This is a genomic window from Micromonospora rifamycinica, from assembly GCF_900090265.1.
In the GTDB taxonomy this organism is placed as follows: Bacteria; Actinomycetota; Actinomycetes; order Mycobacteriales; family Micromonosporaceae; genus Micromonospora; species Micromonospora rifamycinica.
This window is the reverse complement of sequence record NZ_LT607752.1, coordinates 5,959,340-5,982,005: the sequence shown is the minus strand read 5'-3', so window position 1 is coordinate 5,982,005 and position 22,666 is coordinate 5,959,340. Positions and strand designations below refer to the sequence as shown.

General features: G+C 72.9%; 17 protein-coding genes. All 17 read right to left on the bottom strand.

All coding sequences use genetic code 11. From position 1 onward, the window contains the following. Positions 1-357: 357 nt before the first annotated feature. Positions 358-2,070, bottom strand: a complete 1,713-nt coding sequence (locus GA0070623_RS25345; protein ID WP_089004370.1) for a ThuA domain-containing protein — start codon at positions 2,068-2,070, stop codon at positions 358-360. 61 nt (positions 2,071-2,131) lie between these two features. Further along, positions 2,132-5,011 (bottom strand): carbohydrate-binding protein, encoded by a 2,880-nt coding sequence (locus GA0070623_RS25340; protein WP_089004179.1) that lies wholly within the window; start codon positions 5,009-5,011, stop codon positions 2,132-2,134. Positions 5,012-5,380: 369 nt separating this feature from the next. Next, positions 5,381-6,448, bottom strand: a complete 1,068-nt coding sequence (locus tag GA0070623_RS25335) for a polyprenyl synthetase family protein (RefSeq protein WP_067314898.1) — start codon at positions 6,446-6,448, stop codon at positions 5,381-5,383. Further along, positions 6,445-7,944, bottom strand: a complete 1,500-nt coding sequence (locus GA0070623_RS25330) for an alkaline phosphatase family protein (RefSeq protein WP_084261610.1) — start codon at positions 7,942-7,944, stop codon at positions 6,445-6,447. Before GA0070623_RS25330 ends, GA0070623_RS25335 begins: the two co-directional genes overlap by 4 nt. A gap of 61 nt (positions 7,945-8,005) precedes the next feature. Then, the gene (gene eboE, locus GA0070623_RS25325; RefSeq protein ID WP_084261609.1) at positions 8,006-9,274 is read right to left on the bottom strand and encodes a metabolite traffic protein EboE; all 1,269 of its coding nucleotides are present in this window, start codon (positions 9,272-9,274) and stop codon (positions 8,006-8,008) included. Then, positions 9,274-10,128 (bottom strand): TatD family hydrolase, encoded by an 855-nt coding sequence (locus GA0070623_RS25320; RefSeq protein WP_067314900.1) that lies wholly within the window; start codon positions 10,126-10,128, stop codon positions 9,274-9,276. The genes eboE and GA0070623_RS25320 overlap by 1 nt, the downstream gene beginning before the upstream one ends. 1 nt (position 10,129) lies before the next feature. Then, positions 10,130-10,732: an EboA domain-containing protein gene (locus tag GA0070623_RS25315; RefSeq protein ID WP_067314902.1), complete on the bottom strand. Its 603-nt coding sequence runs from the start codon at positions 10,730-10,732 to the stop codon at positions 10,130-10,132. Between the two features lie 67 nt (positions 10,733-10,799). Beyond that, positions 10,800-11,747: a sugar phosphate isomerase/epimerase family protein gene (locus GA0070623_RS25310; protein WP_067314905.1), complete on the bottom strand. Its 948-nt coding sequence runs from the start codon at positions 11,745-11,747 to the stop codon at positions 10,800-10,802. Next, positions 11,744-12,637, bottom strand: coding sequence for an SCO3242 family prenyltransferase (locus GA0070623_RS25305; protein ID WP_089004178.1), 894 nt, complete (start codon positions 12,635-12,637; stop codon positions 11,744-11,746). The genes GA0070623_RS25310 and GA0070623_RS25305 overlap by 4 nt, the downstream gene beginning before the upstream one ends. Beyond that, positions 12,634-13,782 (bottom strand): inositol-3-phosphate synthase, encoded by a 1,149-nt coding sequence (locus GA0070623_RS25300; protein WP_067312934.1) that lies wholly within the window; start codon positions 13,780-13,782, stop codon positions 12,634-12,636. Before GA0070623_RS25300 ends, GA0070623_RS25305 begins: the two co-directional genes overlap by 4 nt. Positions 13,783-14,247: 465 nt before the next feature. Then, positions 14,248-15,456, bottom strand: coding sequence for a Gfo/Idh/MocA family protein (locus GA0070623_RS25295; protein WP_067312937.1), 1,209 nt, complete (start codon positions 15,454-15,456; stop codon positions 14,248-14,250). A 20-nt stretch (positions 15,457-15,476) separates the two neighbouring features. Next, positions 15,477-16,532 (bottom strand): substrate-binding domain-containing protein, encoded by a 1,056-nt coding sequence (locus GA0070623_RS25290; protein WP_089004177.1) that lies wholly within the window; start codon positions 16,530-16,532, stop codon positions 15,477-15,479. Positions 16,533-16,657: 125 nt separating this feature from the next. After that, positions 16,658-17,776, bottom strand: coding sequence for an ABC transporter permease (locus tag GA0070623_RS25285; protein ID WP_067312940.1), 1,119 nt, complete (start codon positions 17,774-17,776; stop codon positions 16,658-16,660). Positions 17,777-17,807: 31 nt separating this feature from the next. Beyond that, a complete protein-coding gene (locus tag GA0070623_RS25280) occupies positions 17,808-19,433 on the bottom strand; it encodes a sugar ABC transporter ATP-binding protein (RefSeq protein WP_407937951.1) in 1,626 nt (541 codons plus the stop codon). Beyond that, complete coding sequence (locus GA0070623_RS25275) at positions 19,430-20,608, bottom strand: ROK family transcriptional regulator (RefSeq protein WP_067312949.1); 1,179 nt, start codon at positions 20,606-20,608, stop codon at positions 19,430-19,432. Before GA0070623_RS25275 ends, GA0070623_RS25280 begins: the two co-directional genes overlap by 4 nt. Positions 20,609-21,023: 415 nt before the next feature. Beyond that, a complete protein-coding gene (locus tag GA0070623_RS25270; RefSeq protein ID WP_231932544.1) occupies positions 21,024-22,178 on the bottom strand; it encodes a YihY/virulence factor BrkB family protein in 1,155 nt (384 codons plus the stop codon). 372 nt (positions 22,179-22,550) lie between these two features. Beyond that, positions 22,551-22,652: a DUF397 domain-containing protein gene (locus GA0070623_RS31725; protein WP_407938011.1), complete on the bottom strand. Its 102-nt coding sequence runs from the start codon at positions 22,650-22,652 to the stop codon at positions 22,551-22,553. Between the last annotated feature and the right edge of the window lie 14 nt (positions 22,653-22,666).

The following is a 22,666-nucleotide window of genomic DNA, read 5'->3' as shown; positions in this document are numbered from 1 at the left end:
CCACTCCACCGCCCAGCCACCCCCGCCTGCCCAACCCCGTCCCACCCACCGCCCACCGCCGCCCGCCCGCCGCCCGCCGCCCGCCGCCCGCCCGCGACGATCAAGAGGTTTGCGTCATGCGGGTTGCCCCGTCGTGACGCAAACCTCTTGATCACCGAAGCCTGGGCGAGGCCCGAGCGAGGGCCGAGCGAGGCCTGGGCGAGGCCTGGGCGAGGCCCGAGCGAGGCCCGAGCGAGGCCCGAGCGAGGCCTGGGCGAGGCCTGGGCGAGGCCCGAGCGAGGCCCCGGGCGAAGCCCCGGGCGAAGCGCGGCCCCCGGCCGGCCGGAGGTGGGCGGCCGGGGGCGGGATCGGGTGGGGTTACTGGGGAAGGGTCCACTTCTGGTTGGGGGCGGAGGAGTTGCAGGTCCAGAGGAGGACCACGGTGCTGTCGGCCGAGTTGTTGCCGTTGACGTCCAGGCACTTGCCCGAGGCGGGGTTGCGCAGGGTGCCGTCGGACTGGGACGACCAGACCTGCGGGCTGCCACCGGTGCAGGTCCAGAGCTGGATCTTGGTGCCGTTGGCGGTGCCGCCACCGGAGACGTCCAGGCACTTGCCCAGCGCCTTGATCGGGCCGTTCGGGGTCACCGTCCAGGTCTGCCGGGCACTGCCGTTGCAGGTGAAGATCTGGATCTGGGTGCCGTCGGCGGTGGAACCGTTGCGCACGTCCAGGCACTTGCCGGCCAGCCCCTTGATCGGCCCGGTGCCGTTGGTCGGCGTGGTGCCGCCCAGCTCCTTGATCCGGATGTTGCGGAACGAGGCGTCGTCACCGGTGCCGTGGTTCTGGATGCCGATGTGGCCGGCGAGCGAGCGGACCGGGTCGGTGTTGGTGAAGTCGTTGATCTTCGACCCGTTGAGGAAGACCTGGAGCCGCTCCCCCTCGACCAGCAGCTCGTAGGTGTTCCACTCCCCCGGCGGGTTCAGCGCCGCGTCCCGGGCCGCCTGGTCGGCGGCCTGGAACGAGTAGACCGAACCGGTGGTCCGGTCGACGGTGTCGGTGGCGTCGATCTGCACCTCGTAGCCGTTGTCCATCGCCGAGTTCGGGTCGCTCGACGGCGGGAAGCCGATCAGGACGCCGGAGTTGTCGTCCCCGTCGACCTTCCAGTCCAGCTTGAGCGAGTAGTTGGTGAACTGCTTCGCGCTGTACCAGAGCATGCCCAGCCCGCCGACCGAGCTGAGGGTGGCGTTGGTGTTGGTGAAGCTGCCCGGCCCGGCCTGCGACCAGCCGTTGGTGGAGCCGTTGTAGAGCGCGGTGTAGCCGGTCTCCGGCCGGCAGTCGGCCTTCGTCCGGCCGGCCGCGTACCGGATGCCGCCGAGCAGATGGGCCCGGAAGGCCGGCTCGGAGTACGCCGACTGGTTGTGCCCGGCGCCGGTGTAGAACGACCGGCCGCCGTTGTACGTCTTGCACCACACGTGCGGGTGGTCGGCCCCCATCCCACCCCCCGAGTACGACGACTCGTCGAGGTTGGCCAGCACGTGCGCGGTGGAGCGGGCGTTGGTGCGGAAGTTGTACCACTCGTCGGTGCGCTGCCAGGTCGGGCCGAGGTGGGCGGTGGCCGCGTGCGCGCGGTCCTCCACCCGGACGGTGGCCTGCTGGATGGCCGGGTGGGAGGCGAACCACGCCCCGACCAGGTTGCCGTAGAACGGCCAGTCGTACTCGGTGTCGGCGGCGGAGTGCACCCCGACGTACCCGCCGCCGGCCGCGATGTACGACTCGAAGGCGCTCTGCTGGCTGGCGTTGAGCACGTCACCGGTGGTGTTGAGGAAGATCACCGCCTCGAACCGGGCGAGGTTGGCGGTGGTGAACTGGCCACCGTCCTCGGTGGCGGTGACGGTGAAGTTGTTGGCCGCGCCCAGGTCACGGATGGCCTGGGTGCCGACCGCGATGGAGTCGTGCCGGAAGCCGGCGGTCTTGGAGAAGACCAGCACGTCGTAGGCGACGTCGGCGGCGGTCGCGGGGGTGGCCGGGGCGGTGCAGGCGAGGGCGGCGAGGACGGCGGTGGCCGCGCCGAGAAGGGGTCGGAAGAGTCTCATGTCGTGCTCCAGTACGCCGGGGGGCGCGGGACCGGACACCGCCGGTCCCGCGCCCGGCAGGTCAGGGCAGGGTCCACTTCTGGTTGGCGGCGGAGGAGCTGCAGGTCCAGAGCAGGACCACGGTGCCGTCGGCCGAGTTGTTGCCGGAGACGTCCAGGCACTTGCCCGACGCCGGGTTGCGCAGGGTGCCGTCGGACTGGGACGACCAGACCTGCGGGCTGCCACCGGTACAGGTCCACAGCTGGATCTTCGTACCGTCGGCGGTGCCGCCGCCGTTGACGTCCAGGCACTTGCCCAGCGCCTTGATCGGGCCGTTCGGGGTCACCGTCCAGGTCTGCCCGGCCCCACCGTTGCAGGTGAGGATCTGCACCTGGGTGCCGTCGGCGGTGGCCGCGTTACGCACGTCCAGACACTTGCCGCCCAGCCCCTTGATCGGCCCGGTGCCGTTGGTCGGCGGCGGGACGGTGCCGGTGTTCAGGGTGAACGCGTCCACGTCGTAGAGCAGTCCGGTGCCACCGGCGAAGGTCAGGTAGAGCGTGGTGGTGCCAGTGGGTGCGCCGGACACCGTACCGGTGACGGTGGTGAAGGTTTCCCAGCCGCCGGTGACCGGCACGTTGGCCTGCCCGAGCACGGTGCCGGTGGGCGAGCCGGCGCGGATCTGGAGGGTTCCGCCGGCACCGGCCGAGGAGACCCGCGCGGTGAACGAGGTGACGTTGCCGATCTGGTACGGGGAGAACCCGATCCACTCCCCGTTCTCGATGTTGCCGACGGTCTTGCCGCCCTCGGCGGGGGTCTTGTCGTAGAGGGTCACGCCGGACGAGGTCTTGAAGTGCTCGGCCTGCCGGTGCCGGGGCTGGAGGGTGTACTGGGTGTGCGTGGTGAGCCCACCGGCGTCGGTGTACTCGGCGTCGAAGATCGCGAAGATGTTCGCCGCGTCGTCGTGCTCGCCGTCGACCGGGATGGTGATCGTGCCGGAGCAGCCGTCGACCGAGGAGATCTGGTGACCGTGCTGGTCGTGGCCGAGCACGTAGGTCATCTTGACCTTGGTGCAGTCGACCGCGCCGTCCTCGGGGTCGGTGACGGTGATGCTGAACGGCACGGTGTCCCCGAAGGAGAACAGCGAGCCGTCACCCGGGCTGTTGATCCTGACCGTCGGGGCGGTGTTCCCCACGTTGATCGTCACGCTGGTGGTTCCGGTCGCCCCCTGCGGATCCCGCACGGTGAGCGTCGCGGTGTACGAGCCGTCCGTGGTGTACGTCTTGGTCGGGTTGGCCGCCGTGGAGGTGGTGCCGTCGCCGAACGCCCACGAGTAGGTCAGCGCCCCGCCCTCGGGGTCGGCGGATCCGGCCGAGGAGAAGTTCACGGTCAGCGGTGCGGGGCCGGAGGTCCGGTCGGCGCTCGCCCGGGCCGCCGGTGCCCGGTTGCCGACACCGACGTAGTCGAAGCGGTACAGGGCGGAGTTGGCGTCACCGTTGTAGTAGCCGGTGCCGTAGTCGAGCAGGTAGTACGCCCCGTCAGGGCCGAACGCGGAGTCCATCACCTGCTTGCCCACCCAGGGGAAGCTGTCGATGGTGCCGGGCGACCCGTCGGCGTTGACGTGGATCGGCTTGACCCAGCCCCGACCGAACTCGGTGGCGAAGAACTGCCCGTCGAAGCTCTGCGGGAACTTCGTCGCCGAGGGGTTGTTCGGGTCGTACCGGTAGACCGGGCCGGCGGCCGGCGACTCGGAGCCGCCGCCGAACGCGGCCGGGCTGCCGGCGTCCCCGCCGTACCGGATCCAGGAGGGCTTGGCCGGCGGGAGGGTGGTCAGGCCGGTGTTGCGGAACGAGTTGTTGGTCGGCCCGCCGGTGCAGTTGTACTTGGGGCCGGTGGAGTTGGTGGCGAAGTTCCACTCGTTGTACGTCTCGGACGTGGTGTTGGTGCCGGTGCAGTACGGCCAGCCGTAGTTGCCCGGGCCGGTGACCCGGTTGAACTCGACCTGACCGGAGGGGCCCCGGTTGGCGTTGGTGCTGCCGGCGTCCGGCCCGTAGTCGCCGACGTAGACGACGCCGGTGGCCTTGTCGACGCTGATCCGGAACGGGTTGCGGAAGCCCATCGCGTAGATCTCGGGGCGGGTCTTCGCGGTGCCCGGGGGGAACAGGTTCCCACTCGGGATCGAGTACGTCCCATCGGGGTTCATCTTGATCCGCAGGAGCTTGCCCCGCAGGTCGTTGGTGTTGCCGGCGCCGCGCTGCGAGTCGTACGCCGGGTTGCGGTTGGTCCGCTCGTCCAGCGGCGAGTAGCCGGCGGAGTCGAAGGGGTTGCTGTCGTCGCCGGTGGACAGGTAGAGGTTCCCGGCGGCGTCGAAGTCCATGTCGCTGCCGACGTGGCAGCAGATGCCCCGGTCGGTCCCGACGTCCAGCACGTCGACCTTGCTGGCCTGGTTGATGGTGAAGTCGGCGTTCAGGGTGAACCGGGACAGCCGGTTCACGCCCTGCCAGGCGGACCAGTTGCTGCCGGTCGCGGGCGCGTCGCCGCCCGGGGTGGACAGCGGCGGCGCGTAGAAGAGGAAGATGTGCCGGTTGGTGGCGAAGTTCGGGTCGACCCCGAGGCTCTGCAACCCCTCCTCGTCGTGGGTGTAGACGGGGATGCTGCCGATCACCCGGGTGACGCCGGCGGAGTCGGTACGACGCACGGTGCCGTTGCGGGCGGTGTGCAGCACGGAGCGGTCCGGCAGTACGGCGAGCGACATCGGCTCGCCCATCTCGTTGACCCCGCGGGCCAGCTCGACCTGCTGGAAGTCACTGGCGTTGATGGTGTGCGCGGCGGCCGGGGCGGGTCCGCCGAGGGCGGTCGGGCCGGTGGTGGCGGTGACCGTGCCGGCCGTGGCGGCCAGGAGCAGCACGGCGGCGGAGGAGAGCCATCGTCGGGGACGGTGGGTGGTTGCGTCCTTTGTGGACATTGCTGGGCTGTCCCTTCCTGACGGATCACGGCCAGGGCGGAGCCCGCGCCGCCGCGCCGGATGCCGGGGGGTGGTGGTGTTGGGTGGTGGTGGAGACGTGGCAGGGTCGGCCGAGTGCCGGTCGGCCGAGCCTGCCCTTCGGCCGGGGCGCGAGCCGCCGCCGCAAGGCCCTTCTCGTCGATAGGTCGCCGCGCCGCCGGTTCACCTCGACGAAACACACTCGTGATGCCACGAACATTAAGGCCTATCTATTTCGATGTCCATACCTTCTGCCGGACCACCAGGGACTTTCGGTTCCCGAGTGGAAAGTTTCGACCGCGACAGCAGTAGTCGGCACCGCAACGGAAGATCCGGCCCGGGCCGGGTGACTCAGTGCTGGCGGTGCACGGCCTGGTCGGCCAGGGCGGCCAGGGCGGCCCGCGCCGGCTCCGCCAGCGGCACCTGGGCCAACGCGACCCGTGCCGCGTCGGCACGGACCCGGATCAGGCGCTCGATCTGCTCCCGCGCCCCGGTGCTCTCGATGATCGCCCGCAGCTCGGCGCCACCGGCCGCGTCCAGCTCCGGATTGCCGAACAGGTCGCGCAGCCGGGCCGCCTGACCCCGGTCGGCGGCGTCCCGGGCCAACGCCATCATCACCGTCGGTTTGCCCTCCCGCAGGTCGTCCAGGATCGACTTCCCGGTCACCGCCGGGTCACCGAAGACCCCCAGCACGTCGTCGCGGAGCTGGAACGCGTCCCCCAGCGGGTCGCCGAAGTCGACCAGCGCGGCGATCAGCTCCGCCGGGGCCCCGGCCAGCGCCGCACCGATCTGCAACGGCCGGGTCACCGTGTACCGGGCCGCCTTCATCCGGATCACGGTGAGCGCACTGGCCACCGAGCCGTCCCCCACCCCCGAGACCAGGTCCAGGTACTCCCCCGCGATCACCTCGGTCCGCATCCGGGCGAAGACCCGGTACCCCTGCCAGATCTGCGCGGAGGTCAACCCGCACTCGTGGAACATCTGGTCCGACCAGGCCGCGCAGAGATCCCCGCAGAGCAGCGCGGTGTTCCGGCCGTAGGTCTCCGGGTCGCCGCGCCACGCCGACCGGGTGTGCAGCTCGGCGAAGACCCGGTGCACCGACGGGGAACCCCGGCGGTGGTCGCTGCCGTCCAGGATGTCGTCGTGGATCAGCGCGAACGCGTGGAACAGCTCCAGCGCCGCCGCGGCCACCACGATCGGCCGGTCGTCGATGCCCCCGGCCCCCCGCCAACCCCAGTAGCAGAACAGCGGACGCAGCCGCTTCCCGCCGGCCAGCACGAACCGGTGCAGCGCGGTGAAGATGCCCCGCGGAGCGCCGTCCGGCCAGTCCGGCCCCTGCCGGTCGAGAAAGGCCACCAGCTCGGCGTCGAAGCGGGTCCGCAGCTCACTGGCGTCGGTCGGGGCGGCGATGACCGTCACCGTCGGTCCTCCGCGCCCGGCGGACCGGTCGGCGTCGACGACGGCGCACCGGCAGCTCCCGCACCCGGCGTACCCGACGGTGCCGGCCCGGCCGCCGACGCCGCGGCGGTGGCCCCACCCAACCCGGCCAGCTCCAGCAGCAACGCCTTGACCTCGGTCGCGGCGAAGGTGTCCCGGGCGGGCGACGGGTCGGAGCAGAGCAGCACCGGACCGTCCGCCGGGTCCGCCGGCAGCCGGCCGTGCGACCCCCGGACCGCCCGCGCCCCCGCGTCCAGGCCGACCACGCTCATCAGGTACCGCATGCCGAGCTTCTTGCGGGCCAGGGCCACCCCCGCCCGCCGCTTCGCCGCACCCGGCGCGGCCGGGTCGAAGAACAGCTCCGCCGGGTCGTACCCGGGCTTGCGGTGGATCTCCACGTTCCGGGCGAAGTCCGGGGCGCGGGCGTCGTCCAGCCAGTAGTAGTAGGTGAACCAGGAGTCCGGCTCGGCGACCAGCACCAGCTCACCGGCCCGCTCGTGGTCCAGCCCGGCCGCCGCCTTGCCCTCGGCGTCGAGCACCTCGGCCACCCCGGGCAGCCCGGCGCACAGCTTCGCCACCGTCGCCACGTCCGCCGGGTCCTTCACGTAGACGTGGGCGATCTGGTGGTCGGCGACCGCGAACGCGCGGGACGTCCACGGATCCAGGTACTCCATGCCGTCCTGGGTGTAGACCCGCAGCAGCCCCTCGGTGCGCAGCAGCCGGTTGACATCCACCGGGCGGGAGACGTCGGTGATGCCGTACTCCGACAGCGCCACCACTGTCGCGTCGGCGGCCCGGGCGGCGTCCAGCAGCGGGGCGAGCACCGCGTCCAGCTCCGCCGCCGCGGCGGCGGCCTGCGGCGAGGACGGGCCGAAGCGTTGCAGGTCGTAGTCGAGGTGCGGGACGTAGACCAGGGTCAGGTCGGGGGCCTGGTCGGCGAGGATCCGCTCGGCGGCCCGGCAGATCCACCGGGACGAGGTCAGCCCCGCGCCCGGCCCCCAGTAGGTGAACAGCGGGAAGGTGCCGAGCGCGTCGGTGAGCGTGTCGTGCAGCTCCGGCGGGTCGGTCCAGCAGTCCGGCTCCTTGCGCCCGTCGGCGTAGTAGATCGGGCGGGGCGTGACGGTCCAGTCGACGTCCGCGCCCATCGCGTACCACCAGCAGACGTTGGCCACCGTGTAGCCGGGCTCGACCCGGCGGGCCGCCTGCCACACCTTCTCCCCGCCGACCAGCGCGTGGTGCTGCCGCCACAGCAGCACCTCGCCGAGGTCGCGGAAGTACCAGCCGTTGCCGACGATGCCGTGCCCGGACGGCTGCTCACCGGTGAGCAGGGTGGCCTGCGCCGAGCAGGTGACGGCCGGCAGCACGGTGCCCAGTTCGGCCGAGAACCCCTGCTCGGCGACGGCGCGCAACCGGGGCATGTGGGCCAGCAGCCGGGGGGTCAGCCCGACCACGTCCAGCACCACCAGCCGGCGGCTCACGCCGGCACCCCGCTGCGCCCGGCACGGCGGTGGGACCTCGTCCCGGGTCGGGGCTGCTCGCTCATCGTGGTACTCCCAGGGTCGTCGGGACGGCTCGGTCGGCCGGTGGCTGGCCGGGAACGGCACGGTCGGCCGGTGGCTGGCCGGGAACGGCACCGTCGGCCGGGGTCAGGCCGAGGGTGACCAGTTCGTCGCGGGCGAAGGCCAGCTCGGCGGCGATCCCGAGGGCCAGCTCCGCGTCGGTGCCCGGCCGCCGTGCCGCCGGCAGCACCCCCCAGGTGTACGTCTCGACGTCCAGGTGGTCGCAGCCGGCGGTGGGGCCGCCGAGCAGCGCGGCCAGCGCGGCGCGCAGCACCGGCAGGGTCGAGGTCAGCGGCGGCTCGGGCGGGGCGTGCAGCGGCACGTGGTAGTGCACCCGCCACGCCCCGGGCAACCGTGCGGCCAGCGCCGCGTCCAGGTCGTCGGCGGCGTACGCCGGGTCGGCCGGGTCGGCGGCGTGGGCGCAGCCGGCGGTGCGGGTCTGGTGCAGGAACCGGGGCTCCACCCAGCGGCCCAGCGCCTCGGCGTCGGCGACCGGGTCGGCCGACTCCAGCGCGGCGGACACCTGCACCTTGACCACCGGCAGGCCGGCGGCGCGCAGCCGGGCCAGCGCCGCCACCGGCTCCTCCCAGGCGCAGGCGAGATGGGCCAGGTCGAGACAGATCCCGAGCCGGTCCGGGTCGAGGTCGGCCAGCAGCGCGGCGGCCTGCCCGCTGCTCTCCACCACGCACCCCGGCTCCGGCTCGAACCCGACCCGCACCGGGCGGCCGGTGTCGCGTTCCACCTCGGCCAGGCCGGCGGTGAGCGCGTCGAGCCGGCGGCGGGCGGCCTCGGCGTGGCCGGCGTCCCAGGGGTGCCGCCAGGCCAGCGGCAGGGTCGAGACCGATCCCCGGGCGGCGTCGTCGGGGAGCAGGTCGGCCAGGACCCGGGCCAGGTCGAGGGTGTAGCGCAGCCGCTGGCCGGTGGTCCAGTCCGGGTGGTAGACCGCCCCCTTGACCACCGGGGCCTGGAAGGCCGCGTACGGGAAGCCGTTGAGGGTGACCACCTCCAGCCCCCGGTGGGTCAGCTCGGCGCGCAGCCGGCGACGGGCGGCCGGGTCGGCGGCCAGCTCGGCGGCGACCGGGGCGGCCAACCACAGCCCCAGGCCGAGCAGATCGGTGCCGAGCGCCTCCCGCACCGGCAGGGCGTACGTGTCGAGCTGGGCGAGGATGCCGGCGGTGTCCTCGGCGGGGTGCACGTTGGTGCAGTAGCCGAGGTGGACGGTGCTGCCGTCGGCGTGCCGCAGCCGCATCAGTCGCCGCCGCGCAGGATCGAGTTGCCCTCGAAGGTGCCGGCGGCCGGGGCGTCCAGGGCGGTCAGGTCGAGCCGGCCGGACTGCCCGTAGAACTCCACCGGGTTGCGCCAGAGCACCAGGTCGACGTCGTCGTCGGAGAATCCGGCGGCCAGCATCGCCTCACCGGTGGCCCGGGTCAGCAGCGGGTCGGAGCGGCCCCAGTCGGCGGCCGAGTTGACCAGCATCCGCTCGGTGCCGTAGGTGCGCAGCAGCTCCACCATCCGCGGCGGCGACATCTTGGTGTCGGGGTAGATGGAGAATCCCAGCCAGCAGCCGCTGTCCCGGGCCAGCTTGACGGTCACCTCGTTGAGGTGGTCCAGCGCCACCCGGCCGGGGGCGATGCCGCTCTCGGCGACCACCGCGAGGCTGCGTTCGACACCGCGCGCCTTGTCCCGGTGCGGGGTGTGCACCAGGGCGGGCAGGTCGTGGTCGACGGCCAGGGCGAGCTGGGTGGCGAACGCCTCGTCCTCGGCCGGGGTCATGTCGTCGTAGCCGATCTCGCCGACCGCGACCACGGCGTCCTTCTCCAGGTAGCGGGGCAGCAGGTCGAGCACCGGACGGCAGCGCGGGTCGTTGGCCTCCTTGGGGTTCAACGCCACGGTGGCGTGGTGCCGGACGCCGAACTGCCCGGCCCGGAAAGGCTCCCAGCCGATCAGCGAGTCGAAGTAGTCGGCGAAGGAGGCGGCGCTGGTGCGCGGCTGCCCCAGCCAGAAGGCCGGCTCGACCACGGCGCGGACCCCGGCGGCGGCCATCCGCTCGTAGTCGTCGGTGGTCCGCGACGTCATGTGGATGTGCGGGTCGAAGATGCGCATGTCACGCCTCTCTGATGGTGAGCCGGTCGAGCAGTGCGGTGGCGTCGGCGGGGAGCTGCCGACCGGCGGCGTGCCGTTCCGCGGCGAGCGCGGCGAGCATGGTGGCCAGCTCCCCGTCGGCCCGGTCGTCCAGGTCGGCCACGGCGGCCAGCGGCACCCCGATGAAGACGCACTTGAGCACCGCCTGCCGCCAGGCTTCCGCGGTCAGGTGCCGGGCGTACGGGCCGAGCGCGGCGGCGACCAGCCGGGTGTCGTTGGTGCGGATCGCGTCGTGCAGCAGCGGCACCCCGGCCGCGTCGATCGGCAGCAGTGGCAGGGCCTTGAGCACGGCCCGCTTCTCGGCGGCGTCGCCGTACCGGTACACCTCCTCGGCCCGCCCGGCGGCCTGGTCGGCGGGGAGCGCGGCGAGCAGCAGCGTCCGGGCCGCCTCGTCGGCGGTCCAGCCCGGTGCGCCCGGCAGCTCGTGCCGCCCGCACCGCCGGCCGGCGGCCGGGAAGTACCGCGCCACCGCGCCGGGCTCGGCCGCGACGCGCCGCAGCGCGGTCGCCAGCCAGTCGGGATCGGGTACGCCCTCCAGCGCGGCCCGCAGTCGATCCGGTGTCATCCGTCTCCCCTCCCCAGGTGTGTGCGGTGGACGGTGGTCGGTCCACCCGTGCCGCGGTGGACGGTGGTCAGTCCACCCCGGTGCTGCGGTCGGCCCCGACGGGCACCGGCGGGGTGCCCGGGTCGAGGCCGGCCTGCCGGGCGGCGGTACGCAGGAAGTCCAGCGACCGGGCCGCCACGGTGGGTGCGGCGTGCGAGTGCCGGGGCAGTTCCACGGCGACCAGCCCCCGGTAGCCGGCGTCGGCCAGGGCGCGCAGCACCGGCGGGAAGTCGATCTCGCCGGTGCCGAACTCCAGGTGCTCGTGCACCCCCCGGCGCATGTCGTCGATCTGCACGTTGACCAGGTGCCCGGCGACCTCCAGCACGCACTCCGGCACGGTCGACGACTCCAGGCAGCGGCAGTGTCCGATGTCGAGGGTGATGCCGAACCGTTCCGGGTCGCCGAGGGCGTGGCGCAGCCGCCGCCAGCCGGCGATGTCCTCGACGAGCATCCCCGGCTCCGGCTCGAAGCCCAGGGTCACCCCGGCCCGGTCGGCGGCGGCCACCACCGTGGCGCACCCGGCGACCAGCCGGTCGTGGGCGACCTCCGGCGCGACGTGGCCGGGCCGGACCCCGGCCCAGAAGGAGACCGCCTCCGCGCCGAGGTCCGCGCCGACCCGTACGGCCCGTTCCAGGAAGTCGATCCGGCCGGTCGGGTCGTCGTGCAGCAGCGTCGGGGCGTGCTTGCGCCACGGGTCGAGCAGGTAGCGGGCACCGGTCTCGACCACCACGCCGAGACCGAGCGCGGCCAGCCGCCGCGCCACCGCGTCGACCCGGCGGGCCAGCCCCGGCGCGTACGGGTCGAGGTGGTCGTGGTCCAGGGTGAGCGCGACCCCCTCGTACCCGAGGTCGGCCAGCACGGTCAGGGCGTCGTCGAGCCGGTGGTTGGCGAAGCCGTTGGTGCCGTAGCCGAACCGGAGCCGGTCCACGGCCGCCGGGGCGGTGGGCTGCGGGGCGGTGGGCTGCGGGGCGGTCATGTCGGGGACAGCTTCCGGGCCAGCCGGCCGCCCAGCGGCGCGGCGAGCGCGACCACCGCGCCGAGCAGTCCGGCGCCGGCCCGTGCGGTGAGCGCGCCCTGCAACGAGGGCAGCCCGGTGATCCCCGCGCCGACGGCCGCCCGGACCCGGCCGGCGGTGGGCTCGGCCGCCACCCGGGCCTGCGCGCCGCCGTAGCGGGCCACGTACCAGCCGGCCAGCGCCGCCGGCAGCGCGGCGGCGACCGACGCGGTGCGGCGACGCGGGGCCGGCGTCGGGGCGGCGGGCCGGGGCAGGGTGGTGGCGGCCAACGCGACCAGCGCGGTGCCGGCGAGGGTACGCCGGGGCAGCGCGGTGTCGGCCCCGGTCACCTCCCGCCGGGACAGCGCGGTGACCGTCCAGGTGTGCGCGGCGACGGTCAGCGCCGCCGGCAGTGCCCGGACCGGTCGCCCGGACGATGCGCCGAGCAGCACATCCAGCCCCCGGCAGGCGGCCATCACGGCGGGGCCGGCGGCGGTGTTCTTCGCCACCAGGTCGTACCCCCAGATGGTGGCGGCGAGCGGGAGCGCGACGGCGGCGGCCCGGCGACCGCCCACGGCGGCGGCCAGGCTCAGGCCGGCGGCGGTGAGCCCGGCGGCGACCCCGGCGGCGGCGACCGGGCTGACCCGGCCACTGGGGATCGGCCGTTCCGGGCGTTCCTCGGCGTCCAGCCGGTGGTCCGCCCAGTCGTTGGCGGCCATCCCGGCCCAGTAGAGCAGCACCGACGCGCCGGCCAGCCCGGCGGTACGCGGGCCGAGCACCCCGGCCGCCGCCGCCCCGGCCACCAGGTCCCCGGGTACCGAGAGGGCGGCCGGTGCCCGGACCAGCTCGGCCAGGTCGGCCAGGCTGGTCACCCGGCACCGCCGGCGTGCAGCTCCCGGGTGAAGTCGACCAGCCGCTGCCACTGCTCGCTCAGCGAGTGGGTGGGCGAGTCGATCGGGTCCTTGAAGAAGAACGCCAGCTCGGGCAGGGGTCCGGCGCGGCCGGCGGCGTGCGCGGCGGCGGTGAGCCGGGCCAGGTCGAGCACGAGCGGGGCGGCCAGCGCGGAGTCGCAGCCGTGCCAGGTGAACTCCATCCGCATCCCGGTGCCGAGGAAGCCGGCGAAGGTGATCAGGTCCCAGGCGGTCTTGAAGTCGCCCAGGTCCTCCACGTAGTCGATCCGGGTGCCGCCCTGCGGCACGTAGCCGAGCGTCTCGCCGAGGACCCGCTGCTTGCTGTCCACCTTGGCGGCGTTGGCGCCCGGCTCGGCCAGGGTCGCCCCGTCGCCGCCGCCGAGCAGGTTGACCCCGGACCAGGACCGCACCGCGAGGTGACGCATCGCGAACATCGGCGCGAGCACCGACTTGACCAGGGTCTCCCCGGTCTTGCCGTCGTGCCCGGCGTACGGCAGGCCACGCTGGGCGGCCAGCGCCGCGAGCGCCGGCAGGCGCAGCCCGGTGGACGGGGTGAAGTCGACGTACGGGCAGCCCGCCTCGACGGCCGCGTACGCGTAGAGCGAGCTGGGCGGCAGCACCTCGTCCGGGCCGGTGAGCGCGGCCCGCAGGGCGTCCGGGTCGGCGTGGCCGGGGTGCGCGGCGGGGGCGGGTTCGGTGGCCGAGACGTTGACCACCACCACCCGGTCCAGCCGGTGCCGCTCCCGGAAGGCGGTCAGGTCGGCGGTGATGGTGGCGGCCCGTTCGGCCTGGCTGCCACCGGTCGGCGCGGGCCGCAGGTCGTCCTCGACGGCGGCCAGGTCGGCGGCGAGCGCGGTGGCCAGCCGGCCGGGCAGCACCCCGGCGGCGGCGAGCGCCTCGGCCCGCTTGGTCAGCGGGGTGGTGGCCACGTCGTGGCCGCCGAAGACCAGGTCGGCGAAGGTGGGCAGGGCCGGTCCCCGCAGGTCGGGCAGTTCGGTGACGCAACCGGTGGGGCCGGTGAGGCCGGCCCGCAGGGCGAGCCCCCCGACGATGCCGGTGGTCGCGACGGAACCGCGCGCTCCCACCAGCCAGACACCCGTACGCATGGTGCTCCTTCCGTCGGGCGGAACGTGCTGTCGGTCGAGTCGTACCGCCGGGGCACGGGTGGCCCCGCCCGCCCGGTCGTCCGGGGTGGTGCCGGGTGCGGCGTCGACGTCGGCGGCGTCGACGCCACACCCGGCTCCCGTACGGCGTGCGGGCGGGGCCGGCAGGCAGGGCCGGTTCGGCGTCTCGGCCCTGTCTCCCCGCATCCGGCCGACGGCGGCGGCGCGCCCTCGACCGGACGAATGGTGTGGCGGTCCGGGCTCCACAGCGGTACCCGGAATCACCATTATCTATGTCTCGCGGCCCTCCGGTGCGACCGGGGAATCCCGGTCCGGCCGCACCGGACGGCCATCGGGTGCGTGTCCCGGGCCGGGTGGCCCGGTGCACGCCCTCCGCTGTCGACCCCGGCCCGGCCGCGGGGCGCAACCGCGGCCGGTCCCTCGCCGGTCGACGGCGGAGGTGGCTGGTCAGACGACGAGCGCGGCCAGTGCCGGCTCGACGTCGGTCCACTGTGAACCGGCCTCCGCCGAGCGGGTCACCGCGTCCAGCACCAGCTGGACCTGCAACGCGTCGGCGAACGACGGGGTGGGGTCGACGCCGTTGGCGACCGCCTCGACGAAATCGCGCATCTCGTGCGTGAAGGAGTGCTCGTAGCCGATGATGTGGCCCGGCGGCCACCACGCCGACATGTACGGGTGCTCCGCCTCGGTGACCAGGATCCGGGTGAATCCCTGCTCGGTCGCCGGCCGGGAGGCGTCGTAGAACTCCAGCTCGTTGAGGCGTTCCAGGTCGAACACCACCGAGCCGAGCGAACCGTTGATCTCCACCCGGAGGGCGTTCTTGCGGCCGGTGGCGAACCGGGTCGCCTCGTACGTGGCCAGCGCGCCGTCGTCGAGCCGGGCCACGAAGATCGCGGCGTCGTCGACGGTGACCGTGCCGGTCTCCGCCGCACTGCCGTCGACCTGCGCGGCCAGGCCGCTCGACGCACCCGGCAACGGGCGCTCCTTGACGAACGTCTCGGTCACCGCGCTGACCCCGGTGACCAGTTGCCCGGTCACGTACTGGGTCAGGTCGATGATGTGCGCCCCGATGTCACCGAGGGCACCGGAGCCCGCCTTGTCCTTCTGCAACCTCCAGACCAGCGGGAACTGCGGATCGACGATCCAGTCCTGGAGGTACGTCGCCCGGACGTGGCGGATCGTCCCGAGCCGCCCCTCGGCGACGAGCTGCCGCATCAGGGCGACGGCGGGCACCCGGCGGTAGTTGAACCCGCACATGGACCGGACCCCGGCGGCACCGGCGGTGGCCGCGGCGGCGGTCATCGCCCGCGCCTCGGCCACCGTGTTGGCCAGCGGCTTCTCGCAGATCACGTGCTTGCCGGCGGCGAGCGCAGCGAGGGCGATCTCGGCGTGGCTGTCACCTGGTGTGCAGATGTCGACCACGTCGATGTCGTCCGAGGCGACCAGGGCACGCCAGTCTGTGGTGTGCGTGTCCCAGCCCAGCCGGTCGGCTGCCTCGGCGACCTTCGCGGCGTCCCGGCCGCAGATCTGCGCCATTCGCACCCGGGCGGGCAGCTCGTACACCCGGTTCACGGTGCGCCACGCCTGTGAGTGCGCGGCGCCCATGAACGAGTATCCGATCATGCCGACCCGGAGTTCGCTGTGGTGAGTGGACAAGGTGGGTCTCCCCCCGTGTATCAGAACCCGAGCTTGAGGTAGTTGCTCGCGTTCTCCTTGGTGATCGTCTCCGAGGCGAGCACGATCTCCTTGGGCACCTGGAGTTCCACCAGGTCGGACATACCCTTGCCCTGGCCGATCAGGCGGGCCAGGGAGATGGCCGAGGAGGCCATCGACGGGCTGTAGGTCACGGTCGCCTTCAGCACCGTGTTGTCGGCCTGGATGTCCTCCATGGCCTTCTTCGAGCCGGCGCCGCCGACCATGAAGAACTCCTTGCGGTTGGCCTGGTTGACCGCGGCCAGGACACCGATGCCCTGGTCGTCGTCGTGGTTCCAGACCGCGTCGATCTTCGGCAGCGCCTGGAACAGGCCGGTGGCGGCCTGCTGGCCGGAGTCGGCGGTGAACTCCGCCGGGCGCCGGTTGGCCACCTTGAAGCCGGCCGTGGCGAGGGTGTCGGCGAAGCCCTTGGAGCGCTGCTGGGTCAGCTCCAGCGAGTCGATGCCGGGGATCTCACCGATGACCGGGTTGCTGACGCCCTTGGCCTTGAGCTGCGCCACGATGAAGTTCGCGGCGGCCACGCCCATGCCGTAGTTGTCGCCCATGATCTGCAGCCGGTAGGCCAGCGCGTCGGGGAAGGCCCGGTCCAGGTTGACCACCGGGATACCGGCCTTCATCGCCTCCAGGCCGAAGGCGTTGAGCTCCTTGCCGTCGTGCGGCAGCACCACGATGACGTCCGGCTTCTGGGCGACCAGGGTGGACAGCGCCGCCCGCTGGGCCGCCGCGTCCGCGCCGGCCTCGACGGTCTTGAAGTCCACGTCCGAGTACGCGCCGGCCTGCGCCTTGGCGTTGTTGGTGATGGCGGCGATCCAGCCGTGGTCGGCGGCCGGCGCGGAGAAGCCGATGGTGACCTTCTTGCCGGGGGCGCTGTTGCCGCTCTGCGCGTTGTCGGCCGCCTTGGTCTGCGCTGCGGTCGGGGCGGACTCGTTGCTGGTGCAGCCGGCGAGGAGCACACCGGCGCCGACCGCCGCGCCGCCGAAGAGCAACCGGCGACGGGACAGGTCACGGGGGTGGGTCATGACGACCTCCTGAAATGACGGATGGTGGGGTGAAAGGGGCGTACTGATCCCGGCCACCGTCGGCGGCCGCCGGAATGCGGTGTTGCGGAGGGGCGGGACGCGCCCGGTGGGGCGACGCGTCCGGGTCAGGCAGTGGTGATCTTGTTACGGCTGAAGAACTGGCTGACGCTGCGGAACTGCACCTGCTGGATCAGGACGGCGCCGACGATGATGCCGCCCTTGACCATGTTCTGCGCCTCGGTGGAGAGGCCGTTGATGGCGAAGAGGTTGGTGATGGTGGAGAAGATCAGCACCCCGAGCAGGGAGCCGACGATGGTGCCCCGGCCGCCGCTGAGCAGCGTGCCGCCGATGATGGCCGCGGCGATCGCGTCCAGCTCGTACAGGTTGGCCATGGCCGCCTGGGCGGAGTTGGCCTGTGCGGTCAGCATGATCGCGGCGATGCCGCAGCAGAGGCCGGAGAGCGCGTAGAGCAGCAGGGTGTGCCGCCGGACGTTGATGCCGGCGAGCCGGGCCGCCTCCGGGTTGCCGCCGACGGCGACCGTACGCCGGCCGAAGGTGGTCCGGTTGAGCAGCACCCACCCGGCGGCGACCACGGCGGCCAGGATGTAGACCAGCAGCGGGATGCCGAGCAGGTCGGTGCTGGCGATACCGTTGATGAAGGAGTTGCTCGACACCTGGGTCTGCTTGCCGGAGATCTGGGCGGCCAGACCCCGGGCGGCGACCATCATGGCCAGCGTGGCGATGAACGCCACCAGCCGGCCGTACGAGATGAGAATGCCGTTGACCAGGCCGACCGCCACACCGACCACGATCGCCGTGAAGATCATGCCGCCCGCGCCGTAGCTCTGCGTGGCGACCGTGGTCGCCCACACCCCGGCGAGGGCGACGATCGCGCCGACCGACAGGTCGATGCCGCCGCCGATGATCACGAAGGTCATCCCGACGGTGACCACCCCGACCACCGAGGCGAGCTTGAGGATGGTCAGCGTGTTGCCCCACACCCAGTCCGGGTTGGAGTAGAGGTCCCAGCGGGTGGCGGCGCCGATCACGACCAGCACCACCAGCACCCCGATCAGGCCGAGGTTGCGCTTCGCCCCCTCGCCCCCGTCGCCGGCCCAGAAGGACAACCCGCCCGTCCTGGGCTTCTCCTTGATCGACTCGGTCACCGCCGGATCGACCGGCGGAGACTGGGCCGGCAGGTCCGCCGGCCGGTCCGGCGTCGCGGTACCGGTCGACTCACTCATGCGGTCACCTCGTTATGCTCACTGCGCTCGCTCATGCCGGCGCGCCTTCCATCAGAGACCCCGCCATCACGAGGTCGAGCACGGTGTTCTCGTCCAGTTCGCCGGCGGGCGCCTCGCGCACCATCCGGCCCTCGCGCATCACCAGCACCCGGTCGGCCAGACCGAGCACCTCGGGCACCTCGCTGGAGACCAGCAGCACGCCGACCCCCTTGGCGGCCAGCCCGCGGATCACCCGGTACAGCTCGGCACGGGCGCCCACGTCCACCCCCCGGGTCGGCTCGTCGAGCAGCAGCAGCCGGGTGTCGCCGAGCAGCCAGCGCCCGACCACCACCTTCTGCTGGTTGCCGCCGGACAGGGTGCGTACCGCCCGGCGCACGTCGTTGGGCCGCAGCTGGAGGTCGTCGGCGATCCGCTCCGCCTCCTTGCGCTCCCGCCCGGCGTTGGTGAAGCCGAGGCGGGCGTACCGGGTGAAGGTGGCCAGGGTGACGTTGCGGTGGATCGGCTCGCCGAGCAGCAGCGCCTGGCTCTTGCGCTCCTCCGGCGCCATCCCCATGCCGGCCCGGACGGCCGCGCCGACGCTGCCCGGACGCAGTGCCCTGCCGGCCATCCGGACGGTGCCGGACTCGGCGCGGCGGGCCCCGTAGATCGTCTCCAGCAGTTCCGAGCGGCCGGAGCCGACCAGACCGGCGATGCCGACGATCTCACCCGGGCGGACGCTGAGCGACACGTCGGCGAACTCACCGGCCCGGCTCAGCCCCTCGACCCGCAGCAGCTCGTCGCCGGCGGTCGGCGCGGTCGGGCGGTCCGGGAAGACGTACTCGATGTTCCGGCCGGTCATCCGGGCGACCAGGTCGCGGGTCGGGGTGTCCCGGGCCGGCAGGTTCGCCGCGGTGGTCCGGCCATCCTTGAGTACGGTGACCCGGTCGCCGATCTCGCGGATCTCCTCCATCCGGTGCGAGATGTAGATGACCGCGATGCCCTGGGCGGTGAGTTCCCGGATGATCCGGAAGAGGTTGTCCACCTCGTCGTGGGCCAGCACCGCGCTCGGCTCGTCCATGATGATCAGCCGGGCCTCGTGGGAGAGCGCGCGGGCCATGCTGACCACCTGCTTGCCGGCGGCCGGCAGCGCGCGGACCATCCGGCCGGGCGGGATCTCACCGTGGCCGAGCCGGCTCAGGATCTCCCGGGTACGCCGGGCCATCAGCCCCCGCCGGACGAACCCGGCGACCTTCGGCTCGTGGCCGAGAAAGGCGTTCTCGGCCACCGACAGGTCGTCCACCAGGTCGAGTTCCTGGTAGATGGTGGCGATGCCGGCACGCATGGCGGCCTGCGGGTTGGTGAAGTGCGCCGGCTCGCCGCGCCACTCCACCTGCCCGGAGTCCGGCCGGTGCACCCCGGCGAGCACCTTGATCAGGGTGGACTTGCCGGCGCCGTTCTGCCCGAGCAGGCAGTGCACCTCACCGGCGCGCACCTCGAGCTGCACGCCGTCCAGGGCGCGCACCCCGGGGAAGGTCTTGACCACGTCGGTCAGCCGCAGCACCACCTCACCGGCGACGGTATCGGCGGGTGCCTCGACCAGCGGGGCCTTGTCCCCGGCGGCGGCTTTGTCCCCGGCGGCGGCCTTGTCCCCGGTGGGGGAGGTCGGTTGCTTGCTCATGATGCCTCCCCGAAGGCGACGTCGCTGGCGAGGACGGCCGCACCGGCGACACCGGCGCGCGGTCCCAGCTCGGACAGGACGACCGGTAGGTTGCCGGTGGCCAGCGGCAGGGACCGGCGGTAGACCACACTGCGGATCTCGGCGAGCAGGATGTGCCCGAGGTGGGCCAGCCCGCCGCCGATGACGATCATCGACGGGTTGGTGAAGCTGACCAGCCCGGCCAGCACCTGCCCGACCCGGCGACCCCCGTCGCGGATGAGCTGGATGCAGACCACGTCGCCCTCGATCGCCGCCTCGGCCACGTCGCGGGCGGACACCGCGCCCCGCTCGGCGAGCCGCTCGGCCAGCGCCGGCGAGCTGCCGGTACGGGCGGCGACGCCGGCCTCCCGGGCCAGGGCCGCACCGCTGAACACGGCCTCCAGGCACCCGGCGTTGCCGCAGGAGCAGGTCGGCCCCCCGGCGTCGGCCTGGATGTGCCCGATGTCCCCGGCGCAGCCGTCGGTGCCCCGGTAGACGTCGCCGCTGAGGTAGATCCCGCACCCTATTCCGGTGCCGATCTTGACGAAGAGGAAGTCGTCGACCGAGTGCGCCACCCCCCCGTGCCGCTCACCGATCGCCATGATGTTGACGTCGTTGTCGACCACCGCCGGGCAGCCGTGCTCCCGGCTGAGCAGTTCGCGCACCGGGTAGCGGTCCCACCCGGGCATGATCGGCGGCGACACCGGCAGCCCGTCGCGGAAGCTCACCGGCCCGGGTACGCCGACGCCCACCCCGTTGAGCCGCTCGTACGCCCCGTCCACCCGGGCCTTGTGCAGCAGCTCGTTGACCCGGTGCAGGATGACTTTCGGGCCGGAGCGGATGTCGGCGGCCTCGGCGTACGCGGCGACCGGCTCCAGCCGCCCGTTGACCACCTCGACGTCGATCGAGCTGGCGCCCATGTCGACGGCGGCGAACCGGAGGTCGGGGTTCAACTCGACGAGGGTGGACCGGCGTCCGCCACGGGAGGCGGCCAGTCCGGCCTCGGCCACCAGGCCGAGCCCGACCAGGCGTTCCAGCTCGGCGAGGAGCCGGGGGCGGGGCATCTGCAACCGATCGCCCAACTCGGCCCGGGACGCGGGCCCCTCGTCACGGAGCAGCCGCAAGAGCTGCACGTGCAGGGGATCTGCCGTCCGCACGGGACTCACCTCCGCCTCAGGGTTCACATTCACGTCACGCCGTTGTGTTGTGGTCGACACAGTAAGAGACTTCCGAGGCACGTGTCCATACCTTCAGTCGTTCCGATGGCAACTTTTGTCCGAACGAACAAAAGCTAATAGTGGATCAAGAAAAGGTTGACAGAACGAGAAACACCCGCAACGACCTGCTACCGCCCCGGTGGTGACCCTCACACACCGGGCCGGCGACGGGGGCGAAACCCCTACCAGAGCAGGCCGTGTCGCGGCAAACTTCCGCCCCGCCGCAGGGAGCGCGGCGGGGCGGAAGAGGTCTGCGGAGTCAGCGGCCGGGCGTGCCGACGGCCGGGCATGTCGGCGGTCAGGGGGTGCCGGCGGCTATGGGCGTCGCAGCCGGGCGGGTCGACGTCGGGAGGCGTCAGCGGCCGGGGGCGGCGTTGCGCTTCTTGCGCAGCTTACGGTCGTCCCGCAGCTCCACGTACGGCTCCTCGTCGGGGTCGTGACCGGCGGCGATGGCTCGGCCCCGCTCCAGCTCGGCGTCGAACTCGGCACCGAGCAGGATGGCGATGTTGCTCAGCCAGAGCCAGATCAAGAAGATGATCACGCCCGCGAGCGCGCCGTAGGTCTTGTTGTACGACCCGAAGTTGCTCACGTACGCCGCGAAGAGGCCGGAGACGAGCAGCCAGAGCAGCACCGCGAGCACGCCACCCGGGCTGACCCAGCGGAAACCACCGTGCCGGGCGTTCGGCGAGGCCCAGTAGAGGATGGCGAACATCAGGCTGACCAGCACCAGCAGCACCGGCCACTTGACGATGTTCCACACCGTCACCGCCGTGGAGCCGAGCCCGATGGCGCTGCCCGCCTGCTCGGCCAGCCCGCCGGTGAAGACCACGATCACCGCAGCCGCGAGCAGCAGCACCCCGACCAGGGCGGTCACCCCGAGCCGGATCGGCAGCGTCTTCCACACCGGCCGCCCCTCCGGCACGTCGTAGATGCTGTTCGAGGCACGCATGAACGCGCCCACGTAGCCGGAGGCCGACCAGAAGGCGGCGACCAGACCGACGATCGCGGCGATGCTGGCCAGTCCACCGGACTGACCGGCCTGGTCGATCGCGGTCTCGATGATGGTGCGGATGTTCTCCTCCGGCACCACCTGGCCGACCGTGTCCCGCACCCCGCTGGTGGCCCGCTCGCCGAGCAGGCCGAGGATCGAGATCAGCACCAGCATCCCGGGGAAGATCGACAACACCCCGTAGTAGGTCAGGGCGGCGGCCCAGTCGGTCAGGCTGTCCTCCTGGAACTCCCGACCGGTGCGCTTGAGCGCCGCCTTCCAGTCCGCTCGGTGCAGGTCGGCGGGGCTGTCCGGGCCGTCGTCGGGACCGACCGGCCGGGTACGGACGTCCGCGTCCCGCCGGTCACCTCGCGGCCGGTCACCGGACACGGACTCGCCGGACACGCGCTCGCCCGACGGGCGGTCACCGGCCGGTCGGTCACCCGACCGGTCCCGGGCACGCCGGGCAGCGGCCACGGTGGCCGCGTCGTCGCGGTCGGCGTGGGTCTCGTCGGAGGCCATCGCCCCTCCTCGGGGATCTGCGGATGTCGCCCTCCGACATGCCCCACCGACCCCGCCGACTAAACCGGCAGCACAGACCCGTCACCTCGCCGGCAGACGACGACCGGTCCGAGGCAGGTCGAGGCCACGAACGCCGGGCCTCGGCCACAAGATCCGAGAACATGGATGGAATTCGGCTGATCCCGAGCGCCCCTTGATCAGCCGTCCCGACCAGGTTCATGATCCGTGAAGATCCAAGGTCCGGGGGCTTCCGCAGGCTTGGGGAGAGTTGTTGTCGCTGGAGCGACAACAACTCTCCCCAAAAAACGGCGGCCCGAGGGAAATCCGGAGTGGCGGCCCTGCCCGGGAACGCAACGCCACGAATCTCCACCGTCAGGACCGGCCACCCACCCGCGCCACGAACGCACGCCAGGCTGATGACTCGAAAGTCAGCACCGACCCACACCGGTCCTTGGAATCCCGCACCGCCACCACACCGGGCAGATTGC

Bases quoted from the DNA above. Each gene is read 5' to 3' on its own strand.
- GA0070623_RS25280 (WP_407937951.1), bottom strand. From the start codon at position 19,433: ATGAGCAAGCAACCGACCTCCCCCACCGGGGACAAGGCCGCCGCCGGG.
- GA0070623_RS25290 (WP_089004177.1), bottom strand. From the start codon at position 16,532: ATGACCCACCCCCGTGACCTGTCCCGTCGCCGGTTGCTCTTCGGCGGC.
- GA0070623_RS25310 (WP_067314905.1), bottom strand. From the start codon at position 11,747: ATGACCGCCCCGCAGCCCACCGCCCCGCAGCCCACCGCCCCGGCGGCC.
- GA0070623_RS25300 (WP_067312934.1), bottom strand. From the start codon at position 13,782: ATGCGTACGGGTGTCTGGCTGGTGGGAGCGCGCGGTTCCGTCGCGACC.
- GA0070623_RS25345 (WP_089004370.1), bottom strand. From the start codon at position 2,070: ATGAGACTCTTCCGACCCCTTCTCGGCGCGGCCACCGCCGTCCTCGCC.
- GA0070623_RS25315 (WP_067314902.1), bottom strand. From the start codon at position 10,732: ATGACACCGGATCGACTGCGGGCCGCGCTGGAGGGCGTACCCGATCCC.
- GA0070623_RS25340 (WP_089004179.1), bottom strand. From the start codon at position 5,011: ATGTCCACAAAGGACGCAACCACCCACCGTCCCCGACGATGGCTCTCC.
- eboE (WP_084261609.1), bottom strand. From the start codon at position 9,274: ATGCGGCTGCGGCACGCCGACGGCAGCACCGTCCACCTCGGCTACTGC.
- GA0070623_RS25270 (WP_231932544.1), bottom strand. From the start codon at position 22,178: ATGGCCTCCGACGAGACCCACGCCGACCGCGACGACGCGGCCACCGTG.
- GA0070623_RS25320 (WP_067314900.1), bottom strand. From the start codon at position 10,128: ATGCGCATCTTCGACCCGCACATCCACATGACGTCGCGGACCACCGAC.
- GA0070623_RS25285 (WP_067312940.1), bottom strand. From the start codon at position 17,776: ATGAGTGAGTCGACCGGTACCGCGACGCCGGACCGGCCGGCGGACCTG.